Annotated in this window: 23 protein-coding genes; 12 read left to right on the top strand and 11 right to left on the bottom strand. The window is 70.9% G+C overall.

What is annotated here, in order from left to right:
- Positions 1-34: 34 nt before the first annotated feature.
- Both ACFQVD_RS03410 and ACFQVD_RS03405 read left to right on the top strand, forming a co-directional pair.
- A complete protein-coding gene (locus tag ACFQVD_RS03410; protein WP_343963528.1) occupies positions 35-1,726 on the top strand; it encodes an ABC transporter ATP-binding protein in 1,692 nt (563 codons plus the stop codon).
- 47 nt (positions 1,727-1,773) lie between these two features.
- Positions 1,774-3,768 (top strand): prolyl oligopeptidase family serine peptidase, encoded by a 1,995-nt coding sequence (locus ACFQVD_RS03405; protein ID WP_343963526.1) that lies wholly within the window; start codon positions 1,774-1,776, stop codon positions 3,766-3,768.
- Positions 3,769-3,798: 30 nt separating this feature from the next.
- Here ACFQVD_RS03405 and ACFQVD_RS03400 read toward each other — a convergent pair whose 3' ends face one another.
- Entirely contained in the window at positions 3,799-4,374 is a 576-nt protein-coding gene (locus ACFQVD_RS03400) for an ATP-binding protein (RefSeq protein WP_343963524.1), read from the bottom strand.
- Positions 4,375-4,593: 219 nt separating this feature from the next.
- On the opposite strand from ACFQVD_RS03400, the gene ACFQVD_RS03395 reads away from it, so the two are divergent.
- Both ACFQVD_RS03395 and ACFQVD_RS03390 read left to right on the top strand, forming a co-directional pair.
- Positions 4,594-5,976 carry a hypothetical protein gene (locus ACFQVD_RS03395; protein ID WP_343963522.1) on the top strand — a complete coding sequence of 461 codons (1,383 nt, stop codon included), beginning with the start codon at positions 4,594-4,596 and terminating at the stop codon, positions 5,974-5,976.
- Positions 5,973-6,458: a GNAT family N-acetyltransferase gene (locus tag ACFQVD_RS03390; RefSeq protein WP_343963520.1), complete on the top strand. Its 486-nt coding sequence runs from the start codon at positions 5,973-5,975 to the stop codon at positions 6,456-6,458. Before ACFQVD_RS03395 ends, ACFQVD_RS03390 begins: the two co-directional genes overlap by 4 nt.
- Before the next feature lie 216 nt (positions 6,459-6,674).
- Here ACFQVD_RS03390 and ACFQVD_RS03385 read toward each other — a convergent pair whose 3' ends face one another.
- On the bottom strand, positions 6,675-7,289 hold the full coding sequence (locus tag ACFQVD_RS03385; protein WP_343963519.1) for a DUF6461 domain-containing protein: 615 nt from the start codon (positions 7,287-7,289) through the stop codon (positions 6,675-6,677).
- A gap of 73 nt (positions 7,290-7,362) precedes the next feature.
- Positions 7,363-8,259, bottom strand: a complete 897-nt coding sequence (locus tag ACFQVD_RS03380) for an oxidoreductase (protein ID WP_343963518.1) — start codon at positions 8,257-8,259, stop codon at positions 7,363-7,365.
- Between the two features lie 9 nt (positions 8,260-8,268).
- On the opposite strand from ACFQVD_RS03380, the gene ACFQVD_RS03375 reads away from it, so the two are divergent.
- Positions 8,269-8,556, top strand: coding sequence for a hypothetical protein (locus tag ACFQVD_RS03375; RefSeq protein ID WP_386368379.1), 288 nt, complete (start codon positions 8,269-8,271; stop codon positions 8,554-8,556).
- A gap of 160 nt (positions 8,557-8,716) precedes the next feature.
- On the opposite strand, the gene ACFQVD_RS03370 is transcribed toward ACFQVD_RS03375, so the two are convergent.
- The 6 genes from ACFQVD_RS03370 to ACFQVD_RS03345 all read right to left on the bottom strand — a co-directional run bounded on the left by ACFQVD_RS03370 (position 8,717) and on the right by ACFQVD_RS03345 (position 13,360).
- Entirely contained in the window at positions 8,717-9,166 is a 450-nt protein-coding gene (locus ACFQVD_RS03370) for a hypothetical protein (RefSeq protein WP_343963514.1), read from the bottom strand.
- Positions 9,167-9,410: 244 nt separating this feature from the next.
- Complete coding sequence (locus tag ACFQVD_RS03365) at positions 9,411-9,962, bottom strand: hypothetical protein (protein ID WP_343963512.1); 552 nt, start codon at positions 9,960-9,962, stop codon at positions 9,411-9,413.
- A 19-nt stretch (positions 9,963-9,981) separates the two neighbouring features.
- Positions 9,982-10,557 (bottom strand): hypothetical protein, encoded by a 576-nt coding sequence (locus ACFQVD_RS03360; RefSeq protein ID WP_343963510.1) that lies wholly within the window; start codon positions 10,555-10,557, stop codon positions 9,982-9,984.
- A gap of 207 nt (positions 10,558-10,764) precedes the next feature.
- Positions 10,765-12,204 carry a carboxylesterase/lipase family protein gene (locus tag ACFQVD_RS03355; protein ID WP_386270501.1) on the bottom strand — a complete coding sequence of 480 codons (1,440 nt, stop codon included), beginning with the start codon at positions 12,202-12,204 and terminating at the stop codon, positions 10,765-10,767.
- Between the two features lie 69 nt (positions 12,205-12,273).
- On the bottom strand, positions 12,274-12,759 hold the full coding sequence (locus tag ACFQVD_RS03350; RefSeq protein ID WP_343963504.1) for a MarR family winged helix-turn-helix transcriptional regulator: 486 nt from the start codon (positions 12,757-12,759) through the stop codon (positions 12,274-12,276).
- A gap of 205 nt (positions 12,760-12,964) precedes the next feature.
- Positions 12,965-13,360, bottom strand: a complete 396-nt coding sequence (locus ACFQVD_RS03345; RefSeq protein WP_343963537.1) for a MerR family transcriptional regulator — start codon at positions 13,358-13,360, stop codon at positions 12,965-12,967.
- 125 nt (positions 13,361-13,485) lie between these two features.
- Here ACFQVD_RS03345 and ACFQVD_RS03340 point away from each other — a divergent pair, with 125 nt between their 5' ends.
- The 4 genes from ACFQVD_RS03340 (at position 13,486) to ACFQVD_RS03325 (ending at position 18,818) form a co-directional block, all read left to right on the top strand.
- The gene (locus ACFQVD_RS03340) at positions 13,486-14,559 is read left to right on the top strand and encodes an alkene reductase (RefSeq protein ID WP_343963502.1); all 1,074 of its coding nucleotides are present in this window, start codon (positions 13,486-13,488) and stop codon (positions 14,557-14,559) included.
- A gap of 264 nt (positions 14,560-14,823) precedes the next feature.
- Positions 14,824-15,084 carry a hypothetical protein gene (locus ACFQVD_RS03335; RefSeq protein WP_343963500.1) on the top strand — a complete coding sequence of 87 codons (261 nt, stop codon included), beginning with the start codon at positions 14,824-14,826 and terminating at the stop codon, positions 15,082-15,084.
- 187 nt (positions 15,085-15,271) lie between these two features.
- Complete coding sequence (locus ACFQVD_RS03330) at positions 15,272-16,042, top strand: hypothetical protein (RefSeq protein WP_343963498.1); 771 nt, start codon at positions 15,272-15,274, stop codon at positions 16,040-16,042.
- 181 nt (positions 16,043-16,223) lie between these two features.
- Positions 16,224-18,818, top strand: a complete 2,595-nt coding sequence (locus ACFQVD_RS03325) for an excinuclease ABC subunit UvrA (protein ID WP_343963496.1) — start codon at positions 16,224-16,226, stop codon at positions 18,816-18,818.
- A 172-nt stretch (positions 18,819-18,990) separates the two neighbouring features.
- Here ACFQVD_RS03325 and ACFQVD_RS03320 read toward each other — a convergent pair whose 3' ends face one another.
- Positions 18,991-19,473, bottom strand: a complete 483-nt coding sequence (locus ACFQVD_RS03320) for a hypothetical protein (RefSeq protein WP_343963494.1) — start codon at positions 19,471-19,473, stop codon at positions 18,991-18,993.
- Positions 19,474-19,641: 168 nt separating this feature from the next.
- On the opposite strand from ACFQVD_RS03320, the gene ACFQVD_RS03315 reads away from it, so the two are divergent.
- The 3 genes from ACFQVD_RS03315 to ACFQVD_RS03305 all read left to right on the top strand — a co-directional run bounded on the left by ACFQVD_RS03315 (position 19,642) and on the right by ACFQVD_RS03305 (position 23,779).
- Entirely contained in the window at positions 19,642-22,950 is a 3,309-nt protein-coding gene (locus tag ACFQVD_RS03315) for an ATP-binding protein (protein WP_343963492.1), read from the top strand.
- Between the two features lie 269 nt (positions 22,951-23,219).
- A complete protein-coding gene (locus ACFQVD_RS03310; protein ID WP_343963490.1) occupies positions 23,220-23,450 on the top strand; it encodes a hypothetical protein in 231 nt (76 codons plus the stop codon).
- Positions 23,447-23,779, top strand: a complete 333-nt coding sequence (locus tag ACFQVD_RS03305) for a helix-turn-helix domain-containing protein (RefSeq protein WP_343963488.1) — start codon at positions 23,447-23,449, stop codon at positions 23,777-23,779. Before ACFQVD_RS03310 ends, ACFQVD_RS03305 begins: the two co-directional genes overlap by 4 nt.
- Positions 23,780-24,456: 677 nt before the next feature.
- Here the strand turns inward: ACFQVD_RS03305 and ACFQVD_RS03300 are convergent.
- Positions 24,457-25,299, bottom strand: a complete 843-nt coding sequence (locus ACFQVD_RS03300) for an MBL fold metallo-hydrolase (protein WP_343963486.1) — start codon at positions 25,297-25,299, stop codon at positions 24,457-24,459.
- Between the last annotated feature and the right edge of the window lie 9 nt (positions 25,300-25,308).

The following is a 25,308-nucleotide window of genomic DNA, read 5'->3' as shown; positions in this document are numbered from 1 at the left end:
TCCGGGACGGCGCCGTCTTCCGGGTGGGCGCCCGGTGAACCGGCCCATCCGGCGGGCGCTCACCAGGGACCCGTACCAGCTGGTCAGGCTCGCGGGCTGGTCCGTGGCGGAGGCCGCGCCCGCGCTGGTCATCGGCCTGGCCATCGCGCGGGCGATCGACGACGGCTTCGGCGCGGGGCGCCCCGCGACCGGGTTCGCCTGGCTGGCCCTGCTCGGCGGTGCCTGGCTGCTGGCCGCCGTCGGCGCGCGTCAGGTGGTGCTGGCCGTCGCCGCGATCGTGGAACCGTTCCGCGAGGAACTGCTCGCGCATGTCGTCGACGACGCGCTGCGCCACTCGGCCACCTCCGGACAGGGACCGGGGGCGGGAGCGGTGGCCCGCGCCAACCTCCAGGTCGAGCTGGCCCGCGACGCCTTCGCCTCGGTCATCACCGTGGTCAGGTCGTTCGCGTTCACCGTGGTGAGCGTGGTGCTCGGGATGGCGACCCTCGTCCCCGGGGTGCTCGCGCTGGTGCTGCCGCCGTTCTGCGCGGGCCTCGTCCTCTTCTCCCTGTCACTGCGCGCCCTGGCCAGGCGGCAGCGGGACTTCATCCTGGCCGACGAACGTACCGCCGGAGCACTGGCCGACATGGTGGGCGGGCTGCGCGACATCACCGCCTGCCGCGCCGAGGAGCGGGTCGCGGGTGACGTCGGCCTCCGGGTGACCGAGCAGGCCCGCGCGGCCAGGTCGCTGGCGCGGGTGACCGCGCTGCGCACCGCGTCGCTGGCGGTGGGCGGCTGGCTGCCGGTGCTGCTGGTGCTGGCCGGGACCCCCTGGCTGCTCCGCGAGGGCGCGGGCGCCGGGGTGATCCTGGGCGCGCTGGCCTACGTCACCCAGTCGCTGGCGCCCGCACTCGGCAACCTCGTGGAGGGGCTGGGGATCAACGGCGTCCGGCTCCGGGTGGCACTCGACCGGCTACTGCGCGACGGCGACCCGCCCGTACGGGCGCGCGGGCGGCTCGCGGCCGAGAGCGGCGGGGCCGAGCTGCGCGGCGTGACGTTCGCCTACGGCCCGCACGCCGAACCGGTGATCGACCGCCTCGACCTGTCGGTCCCCGAGGGGGACCACATCGCCGTGGTCGGGCCGAGCGGCATCGGCAAGTCCACCCTCGCCGCGCTGCTGACCGGCGTGCTGCTGCCGGGCTCCGGCCAGGTCATGGTGGGCGGCGTGCCCGCCGACCGCCTCGACCCCGCCGACCGGGTGCTCATCCCCCAGCAGGCGTACGTCTTCCGCGGCTCCCTGCTGGAGAACCTGACCTATCTGTCCGGCGCTCCGAAGGAGGCGGTAGACGAGGCCGTGGACGAGGTCGGCCTGACGAACCTGGTGGCGCGGCTGGGCGGCTACTCCGCCGAGATCGACTCCGGCCTGCTCTCGCCCGCCGAGCAGCAGCTGGTCGCCCTGGCCCGCGCCTACCTGGCCCCGGCCCGGATGGTGATCCTCGACGAGGCGACCTGTCATCTGGACCCGGCGGCCGAGGCCCGCGCGGAGGAGGCGTTCGCCCGCCGGGGCGGCACGCTCCTCGTCATCGCCCACCGGCTGACCTCCGCCCTGCGGGCCCGGCGGATCCTCGTGATGGACGGCACCAGCGTCCGGCTGGGCACGCACGAGGAGATGCTCGCCGCCTCCCCGCTCTACGCCGACCTGGCCGGACAGTGGAATCCGTCGAGCAGCCAGGAGCTGGTGCCTTGACTCTCCCCGAAGCCAGAGCCCTGGGTGTGCACGCCGAAGGAGATTCGATGATCTATCCTCCCGCCGAGCGGCAACCGGTCGTCGACCACCTGCACGGCCACCCGGTGCCCGACCCGTACCGCTGGCTGGAAGACTCCGGCAGCCCCGAGACGCGGGGCTGGATGTCCGCCCAGGAGAAGCTGTGGCGCGGCCACGCCGCCGCGCTGCCCGGACATGACCGGTGGCACGCGCGGGTGGCCGCGCTGACCGGCGCCGGGATGGCCGGCGTGCCGATGTGGCGCGGCGGGAGCCGGTTCTTCCTGCGCCGTACGGCTGAGCAGGAGCACGCGGTCCTCTGTCGCATCGGCCCCGACGGGGCCGAGGAGACGCTGATCGACCCGATGGAGCTGGACCCGAGCGGGCTGACCACGCTCGACCGGTGGCAGCCCGACTCGGACGGCCGGCTGGTGGCCTACCAGCTCTCCACGCACGGCGACGAGCGCTCGGAGCTGCGGGTGATGGACGTCGCCACCCGGCGGGTGGTCGACGGCCCGATCGACCGCTGCCGGTACTCCCCGGTGGCGTGGCTGCCCGACGGGAAGGCGTTCTTCTACGTCCGCGCCCGCCGGGTCCGCCTGCACCGGCTCGGCACCCCGGCCGAGGACGACGCTGTGGTCATGGGCGAGGACCGCTCCTACGGGCTGGGGATCAGCTACAACGGGCGCTGGCTGACCGTCTCCGCGGCGGCGGACGACGGCAACGACCTCTGGCTGGCCGACCTGTCCGCCTCCTCCCCCGAACGCCCCGACCTGCGGGTCGTCCAGCGGGCGGCGGGGGCGGTGACGGTGCCCGCGGTCGGCCGCGACGGGCGCCTGTACCTGCTCACCACCCTGGACGCGCCACGGGGACGGCTCTGCGTGGCCGACCCGGCGCGCCCCGGCACCGAGCACTGGATCGAGTTGGTCGGCGAGGACCCGGAGGCGGTGATCGGCGAGTTCGCGATCGCCGGGCAGGCGCTGCTCGTCGGCTGGACCCGGCACGCGATCGGCGAGATCAGCGTCCACGACCTGGCGACCGGGAAGCGGCGCGGCCTGGTGCCGCTGCCGGGGCTCGGCTCGGCCGGCGCGATGACCACCCGTCCCGAGGGCGGCCACGAGGTCTGGTTCACCTACACCGACAGCGTCACCCCGCCGAGTGTGCACCGCTACGACACCCGTACCGGGCGGACCTCGCTGTGGGGCGCCGCGCCCGGCGCGGTGCGGGTGCCGGAGCTGGAGGCCCGGCAGGTGGTCTTCGCCTCGGCGGACGGCACCCCGGTGCGGATGGTCGTACTGGCGCGGCCCGGCTCAGGACCCCGGCCCACGATCCTGTACGGCTACGGAGGCTTCGGGCTCTCGCTCACCCCGTCGTACTCCAGCTACATCCTGCCCTGGGTCGAGGCCGGCGGGGTGTTCGCCCTCGCCCAGCTGCGCGGCGGCGGCGAGGAGGGCGCCGCCTGGCACCGGGACGGCATGCTGGAGCGCAAGCAGAACGTCTTCGACGACTTCGCGGCGGCGGCCGAGGCGCTCGTCTCCGGCGGCTGGACCACTCCCGCGCAACTGGGTGCCTGCGGCGAGTCCAACGGCGGGCTGCTGGTCGGCGCCGCGCTGACCCAGCGCCCCGACCTGTTCGCCGCCGCGGTCTGCTCGGCACCGCTGCTCGACATGGTCCGCTACGAACGCTCGGGGCTCGGCCCGGCCTGGCGTTCGGAGTACGGCTCGGCCGACGACCCCGAGCAACTGGCCTGGCTGCTGTCCTACTCCCCCTACCACCGCGTCGCCGAGGGCGTCGACTACCCGGCGACGCTGCTGACCACCTTCGGCGGCGACTCCCGGGTCGATCCCCTGCACGCGCGCAAGATGTGCGCGGCACTGCAGTGGGCGACCTCGGGCTCGCGGCCGATCCTGCTCCGCCACGAGGAAGGCGTCGGCCACGGCTCCCGCGCGACCGGCCGCGCGGTCGCCCTGGCCGCCGACATGCTCACCTTCCTCGCGGCCCACACCGGCCTGGATCTCCATACGTAAAGCCCCTGGTCACCGCCACCGGCCCTGAGGTCAAGAAGGCGGGCAGTGGTCGAGGAAGGCCGGTGCCCACGGTTGCGTGGGAAGGTGGGCACCGGCCTTCTGGGGCGGTCCGTCATCCGGCACGGGGGAGCTCGGACACGGACCGGTCTTGGTGGGCAGCGCGAACCCGACGGCCTTACCTGGGGTCCCGGTGGCGCACATCCGGGTCACATACGCCCGGCAGCGGCCCTTGGACAGTGCGTGCACCAGCAGCAGCCCGCGCCCGCGTTCGGCGAACAGGCTCAGATCGGGTTCGTCACCGCAGGCGCGCAGCCGATCGAGGATGGCGGGGATACCGTCGAGGTCCCGGTCTGCGTCGATGACCTCGCACCAGGACGGCTCACCGTCCACGAAGACGACGCGCAACTCGAAGGGCTGCCAGCCGTGCTCCTCGGCGTTGGCTGCCAACTCGGCAACGGCGCTCTCGGCGTCGCTGAGTTCCTCACCGTCGAAGCCCGCGTTCTGGAGCACCTGCCTGACGACGGCTCGGGCCCGATGAGCGGCGGAGCCGGGCCGCAGGGTCTTCACCAGTACGCGGTAGTCGTGGAGCCTGATCGAGGGTGCCACGCCGTACCTCCCGGGTCTCGTCGACAGGCCGTATACCGTCCCGCCGTCCGTCACCCAGTGGACCAGCGACGCGACACAGAGTGATGAACTTTCCGCTGTGAAGGTCGTGAACCTCCCGACCACCCCGTGAAGGTCGTGAAGGTCAACAGCCCTGACCTCCAAGACCATTCACATGCTGTAGCCATCGAGCTACCGTTCGCTGGAGACAGGGAGGCCCGGATGACGCACACGCCCACGGCACTGGCCGAGATCCTGCAACGCGCCAAGATGAACCCGCGCCAGCTCGCCGCCGCGATCAACTCCTGGCTGGAAGGACGCGGCCTCGGTACCCGGCGTATCGACCCCACCGCCCCCTACGCCTGGGTCCGGCACGGCTACAAGCCCTACGACCCCATCCCCTCGGTGGCGGCCATCGTGCTCTCCGAACACCTCGGCTGCACGATCCGGGTCGAACAGCTCTGGCCGTCCCGGCAACCCTCGCCTCTGCCCGCCGTCGCCACTCTCGGCCCGTCGGCGAACGTCGAGGACATGCTCCAGTCGCTCAGCGACCTGACGAGCCTCAGCACCGGAAAACACGCCGACGTCGCCGCCGCCTCCGGACCCGACCTAGCCGCCGCCGTACTCGACGGCCTGCACGCCACCGTGTCACAACCCCACCGGCACACGGGCCGCGACCGCGTCCTGCCACCCCAGGTACGACTGATCGGCGCGCACGTCGAAGCACTGCGCAAACTCGACGACCAGCACGGCGGCGGTGCGCTCAGCCTGCGCTACATCACCAGCGAACTGCGCAACGTCCTCGACCTAGTGCAGTGCGCCGACTACGAGCCCGCCGTCGGGCACCAGCTCCTGACCATCGTCGCCGACCTCGCCCAACTCGTCGGCTGGGTCCACTTCGACGCCCAACGCCCCGGCGCCGCCGAACGCTACCTCCTCCTCAGCGAACGGGTCGCCCGAGGACTGGGCGAGCTGGGCCGGGCCGCCAACGCCATCGGCATGCTCGCCTACATCTCCGCCTTCGCCGGCCACGGCCAGGAAGCCGTCCACATCGCCTCGGCGGCCGAGCGCTGCTGCCCGGCCGACCCCGTCACGCGAGCCCGGATCACCGGCCGCGTCGCCACCGCCGCAGCCGCCGCCGGAGACCTCTCCACATTCCGCAAGGCCTCAGAGAAGGCCCGGCAACTGCTGGACTCGGCCGAGGTCGCCCCGACCTACCTCTACTACCTGGAGCCCGACCAACTGGCCGCCGAGACCGGGCAGGCCCTTGTCGTCCTGGGCGAGCAGATGACCGTTTACCGCAAACCCCTTCTCAACGAGGCCATCGATCTCCTCGCTCCGATCTCCGGGATCGGTGCCCGCCCCGACTACCCGCGCTCCGCCCTCCTGCACACCACCTTCCTCACCCACGCCCACCTGCTGCGCGGCGACATGGAAGCGTCGGTCGACGCGGGCCGGGCCGCACTCACCCGGCTGGATGAGGTCCAGTCAGTCCGCGCGCTCACCTACCTGCGCCGCCTACGCCCCGCCTTCGCCCGCCGCAGCCGCTCCCCGGCGGTCGCGGCCTTCCTCCCCCACCTCGACACCGCCCTGGCCCAGACATGATCGCCGCCCGCTTCCTCATCCGGCCCCGCCCCTACGACCACCCGGACGCCACCCGCCTGGTCCGCGCCCTCTTCGACGACCAGCAACAGCGCTACGGCTACGCCGACCCCTTCGAAGCCGACCCCGCCTCCTACACCCCACCCCACGGCCTGTTCCTCATCGGCTACCTCAACACCGCCCCGGTGACCTGCGGCGGCTACCGCACCTTCGACGAACCCACCCACACCATCGAGATCAAGAAGATGTACACCGTCCCACGCCTACGCGGCCTCGGCCTGGGCGAACGCATCCTGACCGCGCTCGAACACCACGCCACACGGAGTGGCGCCCAGCGCTCCATCCTGGAGACCGGCGTACGCAACGCCGCGGCCCTCGCCCTCTACACCGGTATCGGCTACCAACCCACCGCCCGCTACGTCAACGGCCGCGACCCCGCCATCAACCGGGCGTTCACCAAGAGACTCACCTGTTCCACTCCCTGAACAGCTCGACTTCCCGCTGGACAGACCGACCCCGCACGGATCATGTGCGAGCCACACCCCCTGGGTGAGCTTCGAATCCGATGGACTGCCACAAGAAAATCCATGCCCGCACGACGTCGCACCTCGGAATCGGAGCCGTCCGTCGGCACCCAGGCATCATCCATGCGAGCTACCGGCCGTATCCCACCGGGCCACTTCGATCACCGCGAGCAGCCGTCAACGCGTGCGCGGGATAACGAAGCGCTCGTGCGGGGAATCCAGCCAGGCCGCGTGGATCTCCTCACCGGTCACCCGGCCCGCCAGGACAAAAGCCGACGAGATGCTCTCCTCGATCGACTCGCCGTACTCGTCCAGCTCGAACCTCAGCCCGTTCATGAAGGGATCCAGCGCGGTCATATCCGTCCCGGTGCGGTGTTCGGGGAGGATGAAGGAGAGCCTCACCGCCACAGTGCCGTTCACCGCGTAGTGGATTTCCTCGTTACCGCCGATGTCCCAGCTCACGCTCAGGGCCCGGCGGCCGTCCTCGGAGAGTCGCATGAGGTTTTCTTCGAGCACGACGGTAAAACCCGCGACCTGGAGGATCAGGGTCCACGTACCGGCCTGCCCGGCCAGGATCACGCCGTCACCGTACTGGATGTCCAGGTCGTCGCAGACCCCGGCGAGGGTGCACATACGGGCAGAGCCGAGATCGGCACCGAGCAGGGCGGCGATCGACCGCGGATCCCGGCCCTCGCACCAGAGGGCGGCGAACTGCTCGAACGGGCTGGTCTCGTCGTCGTATTGCTCGACGTGCGAGAGAAGCAGGTCGTACAACCGCGTATCAGAGCTCACGAATTCTCTTTCCGCCGACATCGGCAAAGCGTAGTGGCCGAAGTCGTGCCGCTCGCACTCGATGCCTACTCCTCTAAAGGGAGTCGAGGCGGGTCATCTCGTCCGGTGAGAGCCGCAGGGCGCCGGCGGCCACGTTGTCGGCCAGGTGGTCGGGGTTGCCGGTGCCGGGGATGGCCAGCACGTGTGGCCCGCGCTGCAGCGTCCAGGCCAGCCGGACCTGCGCGGCCGTCACACCGTGCGCGCGTGCGACGGCGAACACCTCCTCGCTGTCGGTGACGCTCGCCCCCGCCTCGCGCCCGGCACCGGCGATCGCGAAGAACGGTACGAACGCCACCCCCTGCTCCCCGCAGATACGTAGGAACTCGTGGTCCTCGGGCCGCGCGCCGATGCCGTAGGCGTTCTGCACGCAGACCACCGGTGCGATGGCCTGGGCCTCGGCGAGGTGCGCGGGCGTGACGTTGGAGATGCCCAGATGCCGGATCAGCCCCGCGTCGCGCAGGTCGGCCAGCGCACCGAAATGCTCGGCGATCGAGCCGGTCGCCTGGCTCCGCGGGATGCGCAGGTTCACCACGTCGAGGTGATCCCGGCCGAGCTGACGCAGGTTCTCCTCGACCTGGCCGCGCAGCTGCTCCGGCCTGGCCCACAGCCACTCACCCGACGGATCCCGGCCCGGCCCGACCTTGGTGACGATGACCAGGTCATCGGGGTACGGCGCCAGCGCGCGGTTGATCAGCTCGTTCGCCGAGCGCAGCGCCGAGAAGTAGAAGGCCGCGGTGTCGATGTGGTTCACCCCGAGCTCGACCGCGCGGCGCAGCACGGTGATCGCCTGACCGCGATCGCTCGGGACGCTGTTCCCGAACACCGTGCCGTGCTGCGCCAGACGCATCGCGCCGAACCCGATCCGGTTGACCGGCAGGTCGCCGAGCTCGAAGCTGCCCGCGGCCGCGGCGGTGATCGTCTTTGCGGTCATCGAATCTCCTTGAGCGTGGAGACCCCCGCCTTCAGGTGTGAGGAGAAGGTCAAGGTCGAAGTCTGCCAGCTCCATCGACGGGACAGGGCTTCGATGATCTGGCTCATGCTCGATGGTCAGGGGGCGGAGAAAAGCCGTCTCACCGACCATGAAGGACCGGGGTGCACGGCCTTGGCGCAGGGCTCGATCCTGGACCTGCCCTCCCGCGAGGCGGCGCTGGAGTGGGCGAAGAAGATCGCGGCCTCCTGCCGCTGCTCGCAGGAGGTCCGGGCGTTCCAGTACGACCCGCTCACCTGACGGCGTACGGCCACCCCCGCGCCGCCCGCATGCCCCGCCTTCTCACACGCGGGCGGTGTGGCCCCGGTCAGTCGGCGTCGATGCGGTCGAGGAAGTCCTTCAGGGCGCCGCCTGACGGCCCCCGGATCAACAGGGGTTCCTCCCTTGTTAGAGCGGTGCTCTAAATCCCCTCCGCGGCTCTGGCGGTCGCAGCGACGTGCTCGTCGGCGGTCATGCCGAGGCCGGGGTCGTGCCGGTTGAGGTCGTGCTGGTCGTCGGCCCACCGCCGGTAGTCCCGCCGGACGGTGGGCTCGTCGGAGTCGACGATGCGGGCGATGTCGGCCCAGGTGACCCCGGCCAGTAACGCGTGGTGGACGTTGGCGGGATGACGCACGGTGCGTGCGATGCATTCCGCCAGCGCCAGCAGCTCGACGTGCTCGGCCACGGTGAGCGGAGGACGGTCATCGGCTCCATGCCGGACGGGGTCATAGATTCCCCGGTCCACCAGCTCGATCCGGGCGCGAGCCGACGCGTGCCTGGCGGCCAGCTCGTTGTAGCGCTCCAGCTGCCGGCTGACGGGCATGTCGTAGCGAGCGTCGCGCCAGGTCGCGATGTGCTCGGGCATGGTCATGACGACTTCTCCAGGGCGATCGGGTGCCGGCTTCCAGGGGTCACCGATGTGGCGAACCGCACTTCAGCGATCATGCCTCAGATCTGTGAGACGAATGGGCGGATATCTCAGATCGCTGAACGACTTCCCGTGCTCCGTGGTCGGCTCGACCGTCACGGCGAGCGTGCCGGGAGAGGCGCCTTGTCCTGTTGTCGCCGCTGTGACAAGACCGCCGCCCGGGGGTGGGCGGCGGCGATCGGCCCTGTCAGCCCGCGAACGTCACCGTTCCGTACTGGTAGTACGTCTTGCCGTTCTCGTCACCGCTGTGGTTGCGCCCCGTCATGACCTGGTTGAAACCGGCCTGCGTGGTGTGGCCGCTCTCCGTGTAGGAACCCGTCCACGTCCGGTCGGTGATGCGGACCTGAATCCCCTGCCAGTAGAGAGCCCCGGTCTTGTAAATGGTGGAGCCGTTCTCGTCACCGTGGTGCCAACGCCCGACGATCGCCTGGTCCAGCGGTGCGGAGAAGTTCGACCTGCTCTCCTTCGCGTAGCCGTACCAGTCGCCGGTGAACACCTCCACCTGCACGCCGTCGATGAAAATCCAACTGCACTGGTAGGTGGTGTCGGCGTTCTCGTCCCCGTAGTGCGACCGCCCGGTCATGACCTGGCCCTCTGGGCAGGAGGCCTCGCCCCCCGACTCCTTCACGGTTCCGCTGTAGACGTACTCGACCTTGATCGTCGCCGCCGAGGCCGGGACCGGGATGTTCAGCGCCGCGACGGCGGCGACCGCCAGCGCGGCGAACGCGAACTTCTTCATGTCGTCTTCCTTTCCGGGGTCAGGCGTCGATGGTCACGTAGGCGTGCTGGTAGCGGGTGTTGCCGTTCTCGTCCCCGGAGTGCGCGCGACCGATCAGAACCCGCTGGGTGCCGGTCTGGTAGTTGTGGTTGCTCTCCTTGAGGTCGCCGGTCCACAGGGGATCGATCAGCCGCACCGTCTGTCCCCGCCACGCCAGGGAGGCGGAGCGGTACCGGGTCCAGCCGTTCTCGTCGAGGATGTGCCGACGCCCGACGAGCGCCTGGTTCGGCGGGGAGGAGTAGTTGGAGTTGTTCTCCCGGTATTCGAGGCTCCAGTCGCCGATGCTCACCTGCACCTGCTCGTCGTTTATGAAAATCCAGCTACAGGTGTACGTCGTGTCGGCGTTCTCGTCCCCGCGGTGCGACCGCCCCGTGAGCACCTGGTTGGTGGGGCAGACGAACCAGGAGGAGGATTCCTCCTGGGTCTCGGAATAGGCCGGTACGACCCTGATCGTCACCGCCGCCGCGGACGCGGCCGGTGCGGGCGAGACCACGGCCAGGGCCGCCGCCGAAGCGGCCACCACCGCGGCGTGTACCGCCTTGCTGTACGTCCTCATCTTGTTGGTTCCTTTCCCCGTGCGAATACGGCCAGGGAGGCCGCGTGGTGCGGGCCAAAGTATGAGTCGCGCACAGTGGAGACGGCGTCCGCCTGACGGATGATCAACTATCCGCCCGCTTGCGGACGACTCCTCGCCGACTACCGACAGGACGAAGCCCCGGCCCCCTCTTCTGCAGGGGCCGGGGCTTCGTTGTCACACTCCCGCTCAACTCGGCACTGCGGGGGATGGCTGTGTCCGCCCCCAGATGCGGTGGGAGTCCGGTACGGGATAAGCGGTGTCGGTGGGGGTGGTGTCCCAGATACGGGTGGAGCCGAGCCGGGTGTCGAAGGGCGGCCAGCCGGGGTCGCCGGTAGCGGCGAAAGCGGTCCATGCGGTGCGGATCCGGTGGGACAGGGCGGCGAAGCCGGCGGGGGGCGGGGTGCCGAGGAAACGGGCGGCGTAGCGGGTGTGCGGCAGGCCGAAGACGAACGGAAGGTCGATGCCGTGGGCGGCGCCGATCGCTCCTTGCCAGGCGAAGTCGTACAGCCAGGTGCGGCCGCCCGTCCTGGCGTGTGCTTCGGCGGTGAAGGTGGTCGGCATGCGCACCAGGGCGTCGGACATCAGCGTGGTGAACAGTTCGGTGACGGTGCTGTCGGGGTAGGCGGCCCGATAGGCCGGGGCGGCGTCGGGGGCGAGGCCGAAGCCGGTCGCGACGGCCGCCAGGTCGATCCGCGCCGGGTCGGCCGGGGGCGGGAACCCGCGGTATTCGTCGTGGGTGAAGCCGCAGAGCAGGTCGATGTGGCGGGCACGCCCGTCGGCGAGAGCCTGCCAGGGAGGCGCGGTGACCAGGTCACCGTCGATGACGGGAGCGAACGCGCCGCCGGGGCGCCCGCCGGTCAGCTGGGCGTCCGGCACTTCCAGGAGGGCTTCGGCGGGCAGCGCGGCCAGAGCGTCTCGGGTAGGGGCGGTGCCGACGGCTGCCGCGAGCCGTTCGGTGACCCGCTGGGCTTCGGGGGCGCCGAGGTGGCCCGCGGGAAGGCTCTGCACGATGCACCGCCGGAACAGGCCGGCGGCGGCCGGCGCTGCGGCGAGCAGGGCGGCGGACGCGCCGCCGGCGGACTGGCCGAAGACGGTGACGTTGCCGGGGTCGCCGCCGAAAGCGGCGATGTTGTCCTGGACCCAGGCGAGCGCGGCGAGCTGGTCCAGCAGGCCACGGTTGTCGGGTACGCCGGGCAGGTGACCGAAGCCCTCGAATCCGGTGCGGTAGTCGAAGGTCACGACGACCACTCCGGATCCGGCCAGGACCGAGCCGTCGTAGTGCGGCATCGCCGCGGCGCCGTGAGTCCACTGGCCACCGTAGATCCACACCATCACCGGCAGGCGCGTGTCCCCGGGGGCCGGGGTCCAGACGTTCACCGTCAGGCAGTCCAGGCCGTCGCCGGGCTGCCACACCGCCGGAACCCCCGGCGCCGGCGGTCGTTGCGGTGGCGCGCCGCCGAAAGCGCCGGTCTCCCGTACTCCGTTCCAGGACGCGGCCGGTCGCGGCGGCAGGAAACGCCGCGCGCCATCGGGTGCGGCGGCGTACGGGATGCCCTTGAACGAGACGACGCCCTCGTGGGTACGGCCGCGGACCAGACCTTGCTGGGTCTGCACCGTGTCGTGCATGTGTTCCTCCTGACAAGACCCCAGGCGTCGATCGGCTCTGGGGGCGCGGTTGGATCGAGGCGCTCTCCGTCAGCGCGGGGACTGCCAGGCGCCGGTAGGGCCGTCCTTGGCGAGCTTGGCGAGCAGACCGTGCAGGGTCTGCTGCTCCTTGAGGGTGAGCGGGCTGAAGAACTCCGCCGAGGCCTGCTCGCTGAGCCGCTCGACTTCCCGGATCTTGTCCAGGCCGGCGGGAAGGATGTGTACCTCCATCGCGCGGCGGTCGCCGATGTGCGGCCGGCGCTCCGCCAGATCCATCGCCTCCAGCTCGTTCACCAGGGTGACCATGACGGGCTTGAACACCCTCAGCCGGTCGCTCAGCCGGGCCTGGATCATCGGGCCGTGCTGAATCTGGGTGAGCACGCCTAGGTGCTGTGGTTTCAGCCCGACCTGCGCCGCGACCTGCTCATAGGCCTCGCGGGCGTGGGCTGCGACCCAGTTCAGCAGGAAGCCGGTCCACCTGGTCAGGACTTCGGGCGGTCCGTCCGCGGTTTCAGTCCTGGATTCGTTAACGTTCATAACGTTAATAACCTTAACGTTTTTGCGGGGTGCGGCCAAACCGCGCCGGGGCCGACGTCGGGCCGGCCAGGCCTCTGCGGTGATCGAGACCTCGCCCGCCCTGTCGGCCCTCCGTCCGGGTTCGCGTGACGAGCCCCGGAGCGGACCGTCCTTGTCCTGCGGCTCGTTGAAGAAGGCCGTTACCGAGGAGGAGAAGGCCCAGTGGTCAACGCGTCCCCGGAAGGGCTTGAGGTCGGCGAGTCGTCAGCCGATCGCGGTGCGCGCGGTTGGCGTCGATGAGCCGGTCGAGGGCGTCACGGGCGCCGGAGAGCTCATTGATGTGCCGGTCGATCCGGTCTCGCTCCTGTACCAGCCGCTCGAACGCCTCGTCGGAGTTCTGCTCGCTGGGCGAGTCGACGCACGGCAACAGCTCGACGATCGTACGACTGGAGAGCCCGGCGGCGTACAGGCGCTGGACGAACCTCACCCGCTCGATCTCGTCGTCGGTGTAGTGACGCTGGCCGCTGGTGCTGCGCGTGCTGGCGAGCAGGCCCTGCTCCTCGTAGTAGCGCAGGGAACGGACGCTCACCCCGGTCCGCGACGCCAACTCCCCGATCCGCATCGCACCTCCCATCGAAAATCCTCGACTAAACGCTTGCATCTGACGTCAGTGTCAGGTCTTAGCTTAGTCCTCGCATCCAGCCGACGGACGCGACCATCCGCAGGAACCCCGAAAGGCGCGCAGAAATGACGACCCTGTTCGACCGCTACCAGCTCGGTGCGCTGAGCTTGCCCAATCGCGTGGTGATGGCCCCGATGACCCGGGTCCGCGCGGGTGCGGGCGGCCTGGCGACACCGTCGATGGTGACCTACTACGCCCAGCGCGCCACTGCCGGGCTCATCGTGACCGAAGGGGTGCAGCCCAGCCTTGTCGGGCAGTCCAACCCCGGCACCCCGGGGCTGTACACCGACGCGCAGGTCACAGCCTGGCTGCCGGTCACCGATGCGGTCCACACCAACGGCGGGCGCGTCTTCGCCCAGATCATGCACTCAGGCCGGGTCTCCCACCCCGACACCACGGGGATGCGGCCGGTGGGTCCCTCGGCCGTTCCCGCCGCCGGGGAGGTGTTCACCCCGACAGGCCCCAAGCCCGCACCCGTGCCGCGGGCGCTGGAGACCGCCGAGGTGCCCGAGCACGCGCGATCCTACGCCGAGGCCGCCCGCCGGGCCGTCGACGCCGGCTTCGACGGCGTGGAACTGCACGGCGCGAACGGCTACCTCATCGCCCAGTTCCTCTCCAGTACCGCCAACCTGCGCACCGACGCCTACGGCGGATCGATCGCCAACCGGATCCGATTCGCCGTGGAGGCGGTGTCCGCGACCGTCGAGGCGGTGGGAGGCCACCGGACCGGCATCCGACTCTCCCCCGGCGCGGGCATCTGGGGCGCGCAGGACACCGACGTCCCCGCCTTGTACGGCGCGCTGCTCGCCGAGCTGGCCCCCCTGGATCTGGCGTACGTCCACCTTGAGGCCAGCACCGACGAGGACGTGCTCGTCGGGCTGCGCAAGGCCTGGCCCGCCGCGCTCATCGTCAACCCGGTCTTCCCGATGGCCCCTCGGCAGACGGACAAGACAGCCGCTGATCACTGGCTGGGGCTCGGCGCCGACCTGATCAGCTTCGGCCGCGCCTTCATCGCCAATCCCGACCTGGTGGAGCGGCTGCGCCAGGGGCTCCCGATCGCACCGCACGACGAGTCCACCTGGTACCAGGGTGGCGATGCCGGCTACCTCACCTACCCCGCCTACCGGCACACAGCCTGACACTGAGCGGCTCGCGGTCTCCACCTGTTGCCCGCCCAGGCCCGGACCTGTCGCCTGCTTGCACCTTGGAGCATCACCCAGGGGCGATTACCGTACGTGCCCAACCGGGTGACATCTGTGATATCTGACTGGTGAGACAGTTGAGACGGGGGACACCACAGAGAACAGGCCCGGCAAGTGGGCCCTCTCCCCCGAGGAGCGCCAGTGTCCGTTTCTCTCAAGTCTCGCCTGAGATTCACTGCCCTTGTGGCCGCAGGTGCCACCATGAGTTTGCTGGGGACCCCGGTCCCGGCACAGGCCGCCACCGGCGAGGTGGTCGTCTTCGAGGTCGAGCCCATACCGCTGAAGGTCTACACCGATCCCAGCGGCTGCGTGAAGCTGCCCCCCGCCGCCCACGTGCTCATCAACCAGACCGATAAACCTGTCCGCACCTACTCCGACCCGCTCTGCCTCGGCCCCTCCCTCACGGTCCAGCCCGGCTACGGCACCCACGTCGCACCTGGGAGCGGAAGCTTCTCCGTTTAGGTGACCCGGAGACGTCCACGCGAAGAGGCCCGCCACCAGGCGTTTGGTAGCGGGCCTCGCCACGGTGCCGGATGCCTGAGACGACCCCGGCGACCGGCGCAGCAGGCTTTCAGCCGGGCAGACCAACGGGCCGGTCGCCGCTGGATTCGAGTGCGCCATGAGTGCGGCCGGGTGTTGCATGGGTCAGATGATCGACGAACCGCTGGAACGACTCCGTACCGCCGCCCGACGTACCCGTGAACTGGCTCTCGACCGGGCGGGCACCGGCCTGGGCCACGAGGACGCCGACGACGACGTCGGCACGATCGGCACCGACGGTGCCCTCGGCTTCGACCCGTTCCCGCTGCTCGAAGCCCTCCACCGCCACGGCGTCCGAGCCGTCGTGATCGGGCAGGTCGCCGGCATCATGCATGGATCCACCGAACTGACCGGCGATCTGGACCTGCTCTGGGATGGCGTGCCGGCTCACGCTCCGGCCCTGGCGGCCGCCTTCACCTCCGTCGACGCTCAACTCGCCGACGAAACAGGCAACCCCGTAGCAACTCACCCGGATTCCTTTCTCCGCCCCAAAGTGCAGTTCACCTCACCCGGAGCCGGCGGCGACTGCTGCACCCCGGCGCTCCCTTGGGGCAACCTTCACGTCCGAGAGTGCCTCGACCACGCGATCACCGCAGTCGACCCGGGCGGCCTGGAAGTGCACTACGTCTCCCGACAGGACCTGATCCGGATGCGCCGCGCCCTCGGCCGCCCCAAGGACCTCCGGCGAGCAGACGAACTGGACTCGCTCACCTCCGACTCCGCCGAAGATCGTTCGACGTCCGGCGGAGCCGAGGCGGCCGGAGACCGCCAGGAGCAGGCGAGTGAGACGTCAGCGGACGACGATGACGACTTCGACGCGCCGGCGTTCATCAAATCCGCGCCGGCCCGGCGGCGTCCGCGGAACGGAAGAAAAACATGACACAAGTCGTCGGGTTTCAGAGCGACCATGGGTTCACCGGTCGGCGCCGACGGGGGTGGTGAAGCGGCCGCTCAGCGCCATTGTGACGAGCGGCCGCCGGGTAGTGGCTTGATCGGTTTGTTCGGCATGGGTGGCGGCTGGCCGCCCATGTTCTGCCGTGTTGCGAGAGGGTGGACGAAGGTTGACTGCGTTCGTACGGGATGTCGCCAGTATGGGGTGCGAGGCCATCGAGGTGGTGGGGGCTCGTACCAACAATCTGCGGGACGTGTCGGTGAGCATCCCCAAGGGGTGGCTCACCGCCTTCACCGGCGTGAGCGGCAGCGGCAAGACCTCGCTGGCCATCGACACCCTGCACAACGAGGCCCAGCTGCGGTATCTGGAAGGGCTTTCGCCGTTCGTACGGCAGTACATCACCCAGCGCAATCGGCCGAAGGTCGACCGCATCCTGGGACTCGGCGCGACGCTCGCGGTCGACCAGCGCCGTCTGAACCGCAACCCCCGGTCCACGGTCGCGACGATCACCGGCATCGACGGGCATCTGGGGCTGCTGTACTCGCGCCTTCCGGGGATCGACGCGGACCCGGCGACGGAGAGTGGGGACGGGCATCTGACGACCGCTCATTTCAACCGCGATACCCCGGAAGGGAGCTGCGCGGACTGCCATGGGGTGGGCGGGCGCTGGCAGGCGCAGGAGGACCTGGTCATCACCCATCCGGAGCTTCCGCTCTTCGAGGGGGCCTCGCCCTGGTACGCCAAGTGGCGGTCAGGGGAGCACGCGTTCGTGCCGGCGCTCGCCGAGAAGCGCGGCGTGGACCTCGGCCGGCCGTGGCAGTCGCTGCCGGAGGAGTTCCGCCGCTGCGTGCTGTACGGCACGGGTGAGGAGAAGGTCAAGGCGACCGTCGACGTGCCCAACAAAAAGGAGACGGTCTCGGTGACCTACACCTTGAGCCAGCCGCTGCGGGGCGCGCTCGCCGAGGTGGAGCGGGTGTTCGTGAACGCCCAGACCTCCAGCGCCAAGCAGCGCTACCTGCCGTACATGCGCAAGCAGCCGTGCGGCACCTGCGGCGGCAGCGGGTACGACCAGGTGGCCCGGTCCGTGCGGCTCGGCGGGCTGACCTATCCCGACCTGCTCGAGGTGGACGTACGGGAGGTGTGCGGCTGGGCGGAGCGTGTGGCCGGCGACCTGGGCACCCGGCAGCGCGAGGTGGGTGAGCCGCTGCTGCAGGACCTTGGCCGCAGGCTCGGGATCCTCGACCGGCTCGGCCTGTCCCATCTCCAGCTGTCCCGGAGCGCGGTGACGCTGTCCGGGGGTGAGTTGCAGCGAACCCGGCTCGCCGCGCAGCTCAGCACCGAGCTGAGCGGCATCGTCTTCGTCCTGGACGAGCCCGGGACCGGGCTGCATCCGGCGGACAAGGCGCACCTGCTCGACATCGCCCTGGAGCTCCGCAAGGCCGGCAACACGGTGCTCCTGGTCGAGCACGACCCCGAGCTGATCGCCCGGGCCGACTGGGTGATCGATATGGGGCCCGGCGCGGGCCGCCTCGGCGGTGAGATCCTGGTGTCGGGGCCTCCCGCCGACGCGGCCGCCCACCCGACGTCGCTGACCGGACGCTATCTGGCCGGTGAGGGGCCGCGGCTGCGCCGGACCCGCCGTCCGGCCGGGGATGACACCGGCTGGGTGGAGCTGCACGGCCTGCGTGCGCACAACGTGACCGCGGACCTGGTGCGTTTCCCCGCCGGTCGGCTCACCTGCCTGACCGGGGTGAGCGGCAGCGGCAAGAGCAGCCTGCTCGGCGCGCTCGCGGCGAACGTGGAGGCCGCCCTGAACGGGACGACGACCGACACGGTGCGACAGGTGACCGGCCTGGAGGGGGTCGACTGGGTCGCCGTCGTCGATCAGGAACCGCTCGGGCGGACACCGCGGTCCAACCCGGCCACCTACAGCAAGGCGTTCGACATTGTCCGCAAGCTGTTCGCCGAAACCGACGTGGCGCGCGGACGCGGGGTCAAGGCCTCCTGGTTCAGCTTCAACACCGCGGGTGGCGGCCGCTGCGAAACCTGCACCGGCTATGGCCGCAAGCTGGTCGACATGCACTTCCTGCCGGATGTCTGGGTGGTCTGCGACGCGTGCGAGGGTCGGCGCTACAAGCCGGAGGCCTTGGAGATCAGGTATCAGGGGTTGGCCATCGATCAGGTGCTGGAGCTGACCGTCGCCGAGGCTGTGGAGCGGTTCTCCGAACCCCGGCAACTCGCGGAAACCCTGGGAGCCTTGAACCAGGTCGGGCTTGGCTATCTCCAGCTCGGCCAGAGCGCCACAGAGTTGTCCGGCGGCGAGGCGCAGCGGCTGAAGCTGGCGTCCGCGATCCAGCGCGGTGCCGCGGGCCGCAAGGCCGGCCTTGTCGTTCTCGACGAACCCGTCTCGGGCCTGCACCCGTCCGACATCCAGCGTGTGGTGGATGCGCTCGATGTGCTGCTCGACTCGGGCAACACCGTCGTCGTGGCCGAACATGACATCCCCGTCGCCGCGTCCGCGGACTGGGTGATCGACCTGGGGCCGGGAGCCGGTCCGGACGGGGGCGCGGTGATCGCGGAGGGCACCCCGGACGCCGTCGCGACCGCGGACACCCCGACCGCCGGTTTCCTCCGGCGGTACGCGGCGGGTCTGCCGCTCCTGGAAGTGCGAGAAGGTGCGCACTGCCGGGAGGGCGGGGCGCGTCTTGCGTCACGTCCCGCACTGTCGTCCGCGCCCGCTCCGAGGACGAGCGTCCGCCGCTGAAAGTCGTCGTCTTCGGCGGGTATCTCGCCGGCGGTCGCCGGCTGCCGGAGCTCTCGTGTGGCTTTCATCGTCGATGCCGATCGACAGCATGGCCTCGTCGACGACGGCCGCGCCGCCGACGCTCTTGCCGCGCTGCCCCGCGGCGGCAGCGCGGCCTCGGCTCCGAGGGCGGTTACAGAGCGGTCATCTCAAGGCTGACCACGTACGAGTATTCCGTCTGCTCGGTCCCGGTGAGGGTCCTCGTGATGGTCCTGGTGGCGCCCGTGGCGAGCCCGGCGCACGTGCTGCCGAAGGCGGTCACCGTGCCGAGCCGGTCGCCCTGTCCCCAGATCGGGCCGTCGACCTCGCGCAGGTCGAAGACCACGTCCTGGGTGCTCAGGATGATCGAGGTCGGGTCTTCGAAGTCGCCGGGATCCCCGTCGTCACCGGCGTTCATGCCGAAGTAGTTGGCGTTGATCCTGGGGAACAGGTTCCCATCGACCAGGAACCGGAGCTCGTCCCGGCCGTCCCGGTCGGCCACGTTGCCGGCGTCGATGTCGTACAGTTCCACGCGGCACGAGCCGGCCATGGCGGCCGCCGGGGTCGCGGCCAACGCCATCGGCGCCACCAGACCTCCGGCCAGGGCGAGTGCGGCGATCACCTTACGAGAATGCATGCTGCTCCTCCTGGAGACGCTGACGTTTCGCGACCGTCGCGAAACGCGGTATCAGAGTCGCGGACGCAGCGTGAGCGCATCGTTAGATCGCAGGTCAATGGCATAGAGCACACGCTCTCCGTGTCTTCTGACATAGTCGGGCGGCAGGCACGTGCCTACTATCTTCGTATGGGAGACTCCTTCAGTCTGCTGCTGCTCGGCACGCCCGAGCTGGCTGTCGGGGGAAGACCGGTGCGGATCCGTTCCGCCAAGACCCGGGCACTCCTCTGCTACCTCGCCACCACGCCGGGGGCGCGTTCACGGGCCGAGCTCGCGGGGCTGCTGTGGGGCGAGCGCCCCGACGCCAACGCCAGGGGCAGCCTGCGGCTGGCGCTGTCGGAGCTGCGCAAGGACGTGGGCGGCTGGCTCGACATCACCCGCGACCACGTCGGCTTCCGCGCCGACGACGACTGCTTCGTGGACTACTGGCAGCTCACCCAGGGCTCGACGGTGGCGGGGGCGCTCCGGTTGTGGCGCGGGGAGTTCCTCGACGGCCTCTCCTTCGGGGACGCGCCCGCGTTCACCGGGTGGCTGGAGTGCGAGCGGCAGCGGGCCCGGCTGGTGCTGCGCGAGCTGCTCGTACGCGCTGGGCCCGCCGCCTCCGAACACGTCGTACGGCTGGCCAGGATCGTGACGGGGCTGGACCCGTACGACGAGGAGGCCCACCGGGTGCTGATCGCCTCCCTGGCCAGGACCGGGAACCGGGCCGCGGCCCTGGCCTGCTACGAGGAGCTGCGCCTGCGGCTGGCGCGCGAGCTGGGCGTCGATCCCGTACCCGAGACCCGCGCGCTCCGCCAGGACCTCACGCCCCGGCCCGCGACCGCCCGCCGGGCTGCCCTGCCGGTCCCCGGGTCGGAGCTGGTCGGCCGCGAGTCCGACATCCGCCGCCTAAGTGCCCTGCTGGCCCGGGAACGCCTGATCACCCTGTCGGGCCCGGGCGGCATCGGCAAGACCCGCCTGGCCATCGCCGCGGCGGAGGTCGGGCGCCGGGATGCCGCGTCCCTCGCCTCCACGGGGATCAGGAGGCACGACACCGCGTCCCTATCCTCCGTGTCCTCCGCGCGAGCCGGCGAGCGCAATGCCCCCTCTCCCTCCTCCGCGAAGCCCGGTGAGCACAACGCCGCGTCCCCTTCCTTGGCGGATGTCGCGTTCGTATCCTTTGCCGGGGTGCGGGCGGAGGCGGCTGTGACGACGCTCGCGCGCCGGCTCGGCGTGGACCTCTCGCCGCCACGGCCCGCCGCCGAGCTGCTGCTCGCCGCCCTCGCCGGTCGTTCGACGCTGCTGGTGCTCGACAATCTCGAACATCTGCCGTCCTTCGACAGGGTGATCGCGGAGATCCTGCGGGTGGCGCCGGGTGTGCGGGTGCTGGCGACCAGCCGGCGGCGGCTGGACGTGCCCGGGCAGGTGATCGTCCCGGTGGAGGGGCTTGCCGAGTCGGCCGCCGAGGCGTTGTTCGTCGTGCGGGCGCTCAAGGCCCAGCCGGGGTTCGACGCCGAGCGCGAGGCCCCGCTGGTGGCCGCGATCTGCGCCGCGACCGGCGGGCTGCCGTTGGCGATCGAGCTGGCGGCCGGCCTGCTGCGTGCCGTGCCCTGTGCCGACCTGGCCGAACGCCTCGGCGTGGACACGGGGCTGCTCTCCACGGCCGGGCCCGCCGCACGGTCCAGGCACGCGAGCATGCGTACGGTCTTCGAGACGTCCTGGCGGCTGCTCGACCCGGCGAGGCGGTCGGCGCTGGCGTCGTTGTCGGTGTTCGGCGGCGGCTGCACCCTGCGCGCGGCCCTGGAGGTCGCCGAAACCAGCCCCGAGGTGCTGGTCCACCTGGTCGACCACAGCATGCTGCAGCTCACCCCGTCCGGCCGGTACACCCTCCACCCTCTCATCCAGCGGCTCGCCGCCGCCCATTTGGAGGACCCGGGGGTACCCGAACGGCACGCCCGCCATTACGCCCGCCTCCTCGACCGGCACGCCACCGCGCTCCAGGACGGCTCGGACGCCGAGGTCGTCCGCGTGCTCGGCGCCGAGATGGACAACATCCGCCTGGCCTGGCGGGTCTCCGGGCAGCCGCGCTTCCTGGACCACTACTGGACGTTGTGCCTGCGATTGCGCCTGTACGAGGAGTCGGTGACGATCGTCCGCGAGCACCTCGACCGCCCTCCGGAAGACCTGCGCCTGCGGGCCCGCCTGCTCCGGATGGCTGCGGTGAGCTCCCACCAGCTCGCCAGGGAACGCGCCGCCACCCGCCTGGCCCGCGCCGCCCTCGACACGCTCGGCGAGCCACTCCCCACCACCCCCGCCGACCTCGCGACCGCTCTCCTGGCCGCCGCCACCCGCCAGGCCGCCCACCGCCTCCTGCCGACCACGGCCGCCCGCCGTCTTCTCCCCGTACCCCGTACGGACGAGGCCGAGGCCGCGCAGGCGCTGACCTTGCTCGCCCGGCTCGCCTACCACCAGCAGGACCTCCCCGTGATGCTGGTGACCTCGCTGCGTCAGCTCAACGCCGCCGACCGCGGCACCGACCCCGCCCTGCGCGCCGAGTCCTACGCGAACTTCGCCACCATCGCCCGCCTCGCCGGCCGCCACCGGATCGCCACCCACTACGGCAACCTCGCCGACCAGGTACTTTCCGTCATCGACCACCCGGATGAGGCCGTGCACCGGGCCCGGCTGGCCCGCGGGATCGACCTGCTCCACGCGGGCCGTTTCGAGGACGCCAGGCGGTCGTTCACGGAGGGACGGTCGCGGACGATCGACCCGCGGGTGGCCGAGAACTGCGCCGGCATGCTCGCCGAAACCGCGCTGTGGCAGGGCGAGTTCGCCGCGGCGGCCACCGGGTACGCGGAGACGGAGGAGCTGGCGGTCGCGCGGGTGGGCGGGGACGACATCGGCCGCCACTGGTGCCTGACCGGCCGGGCGGAAGCGCTGTTGCGCCTGGACGGGGTGCCGGTGGAGCGGATCCGGGAGCTGCTGGCGGCCGCCCGCGCCTCGCACGAGCGGCGGCGTATGCACGCGAAGGAGATCGGCCTGCGCGACAGCCCGGCGAGCCGCACGATCCAGGAGCTGCGCCTGCTCACCATCGCGGCCCGCCTGGATCCGGCGCGGGCGCCTGCGGCGCTGGCCGAGGCGCTGACGCTGGCCGAGCGGCTGCCGGCGGTGCAGCTCGGCATGCTGGAGTGCTGGACCGGCCTCGCCGAGCTGCTCGGGGACGCGGGGCAGGACCGGACCGTGGCCCCCCTCCTGCTCGGGCACCTCTCCCGGTACGCCGCCCGCAACCCCGGCGCCGCCGCCCGGATCGGCTGGGCCCTCGCACTGATCCTGGCCGCCCTGGGCGGGCGCAGGCAGGCCAGGCGGGCGGCCGAGCAGGCGATGGCGACCGCCGAACGCCTGGCCGCACCGTACGACCACCGCAGAGCCGAGTCCCTGGCCCGCGCCCTTGGGTGAGGGTTTCACCGTCGTCAAGGACGGATGGTGCGCACGCGGCCATCATCCTCACGCTGCTGGGTGCCGGCGTCCGTGCTGAGGAGTACGCGCCTGCGGCTCGACGACGGTCTCCATCACCCCTCGCACCGGTGTCGTCCGCCTGTTCGACAAGGACGACCAGATGCGCACGGAGGCTGCAAGAACAATTCGGCAATTCTCAGCGACGCTTGCCGCCCCGCCGGTGAGCGTTCTCGTCTGCGCCGGACCGGGCCTTGCGGTCCAGGTCTTTCTTGGCTCTGGGGCTGTTCGGGTTCTTCGCGGTGGCGGGCATGGTTCGGCCAGTACGGCGTCTGCCTGGTGCGCTTCGGCAAGGCCAGCAGGTCGGCCACGAGCACGCCTCGACCACGGCGATCTACACCTGTGTGTCCTCCGACTTCCGGACCCGCACCCTGAGACGAGCCTTGGACACCACGGTGGCGCAGGCGCTGGCCGCCGTCGCCGCGAAGGGCGGCCCGTCGTGAAGCGCAAGGTCACCTACTCCTGGCGGCTGCGAGAGATCATGGCCGCCCACGGCATGTTCGCCACGACCGAGCTGGACCCGCTGCTCGCCGAGCGCGGAATCAAGCTGTCGGCCTCCCAGGTCCACCGGCTCGTCACCGGGCCCCCCGAACGGCTGTCCCTGCAGCTCCTGGCCGCATTCTGCGACATCTTCCAGACCACGCCCACGAACCTCGTCCCGGTCGAGGCGCAGAACGCCGGAGTCCGCAAGACCGCCGACGGCGACGTCCCCACCCCGCCGCCCCCTGCCCATCTGCGGCCCCGACGAGCCCGGATCACCCCCGAAGGATGAGCGTGAAACGGACCTGCACCCGGTGCCGGCGGTTGTCCTACCCCGCCGGGTGGTGGCCCGATGGGCCTGTCTGCCGGACCTGCGTCGACCGGGGGCTGCGGCTGCGCGGCACCTGTCCTGCCTGGCCTGCGGCCCGAGGACGGGAAGCCGATCTGCAGCACTTGCGCCGGGTTCAAGCCGTGCTACCGCTGTTCACGCCGCGGCGAGGAAGGCAAGCTCCACGCCCGGCGCCTCTGCACCGGCTGCACCCTCATCGATCGGCTGACCGAACTGCTCGACGACGGCACCGGCCAGATCCATCCCGTCAAGCCCTCCAGCCGGAGCTATGCCGGACAGCAGATCATCTACGCCACCCGCTTCCTGACCTGGCTCGCCGATCGGGACCTCACCCTGGCCGACTGCCGTCAGGCGCACCTCGACGCATGGGTCACCGAGCACACCGCGGACGAACGAAACGCGTTGCGCGCCTTCCTACGGTGGTCTCAGCGCAACAAGCTGGCGCGCCCCCCGAAGCTCATGCCGCACACGGGCCGGCGCGCCGCCCCGCTCACCTCCAAGCAGCGGCTCGCTCTCCTCCGCGAGATCCTCATCGACCAGACCGGCCCTCCCCACGCCCGCGTCGCCGCGATCCTGCTGCTCCTCTATGCCCAGCCGGTCAGCCGCCTGGTCCGCCTCACCTATGGCCTCGTCAGGGGGTCGCCGGATTCGGCAGACAGGCCGGAACGGAGAGTTGTGATCGCGGCGAGGACACGGGGGTCATGGGAGCAGACGATCTCAACGCCGGGCTCGGTGTTGAGCTGGGCGAGCCGGCGGTGATTGGCGGCGATGGCACCGGGATCGATGGCGGCCTGCTGTTCGAATTGCCGGAACTCCGGCCAAAGTTCCAACGGGCGTCCGGTGTGGTCTGTGAGGTTCGCGCTGCTGCCGTCGAAGAGCGCGTCGCCCGCGTGCAGGAGCAGCCTGCCGTCTCCGACGTCGATGGCGACGGCGGCGTGGCCCCGGGTGTGGCCTGGCATGGGAATGAGCGCGAATCGGTCGTCGAGCCCGTTGACCTGGTAGGCGCCGGTGAAACCACGCCATGGCTCGCCTGGGCCTTCGTAGAGCGACATGATGGGACGATGGGCCCATTGGACCGGCCGGTAGCGTTGTTTCTCCACCTCGTCCGAGGTGATCATCGCGGCCTGCTGTTCAGCGGCGGTGGTGTGCACGACCGCGCCCGGAAAGTCGGGCAGTCCGCCGATATGGTCAAAGTCCATATGGGTCAGCACGATGTGTCTAACGTCATCGGCGGTGTATCCAAGCGACCGGATCTGGGTGATTGCAGTTTCGGCGGGTGAGCACGCCGGGTTCAGGAGGAGGCGGAGCGGCCCGAGCCTCCCGGCGGGGTCGGCGACGTCGGCGGTGCCGAAGCCGGTGTCCACGAGCACCAAACCTTGGTCGGTCTCGACGACCAGGATGTGGGTCACGAGTGGGATGCCTTGGACATTCATCGTGCCGCAGTTGAGGTGGTGTACGCGCATGTGTCCTGT

It is taken from the genome of Streptosporangium amethystogenes subsp. fukuiense, from assembly GCF_042665875.1.
Taxonomy (GTDB): domain Bacteria; phylum Actinomycetota; class Actinomycetes; order Streptosporangiales; family Streptosporangiaceae; genus Streptosporangium; species Streptosporangium fukuiense.
This window is presented reverse-complemented; position numbering and strand designations above follow the sequence as displayed.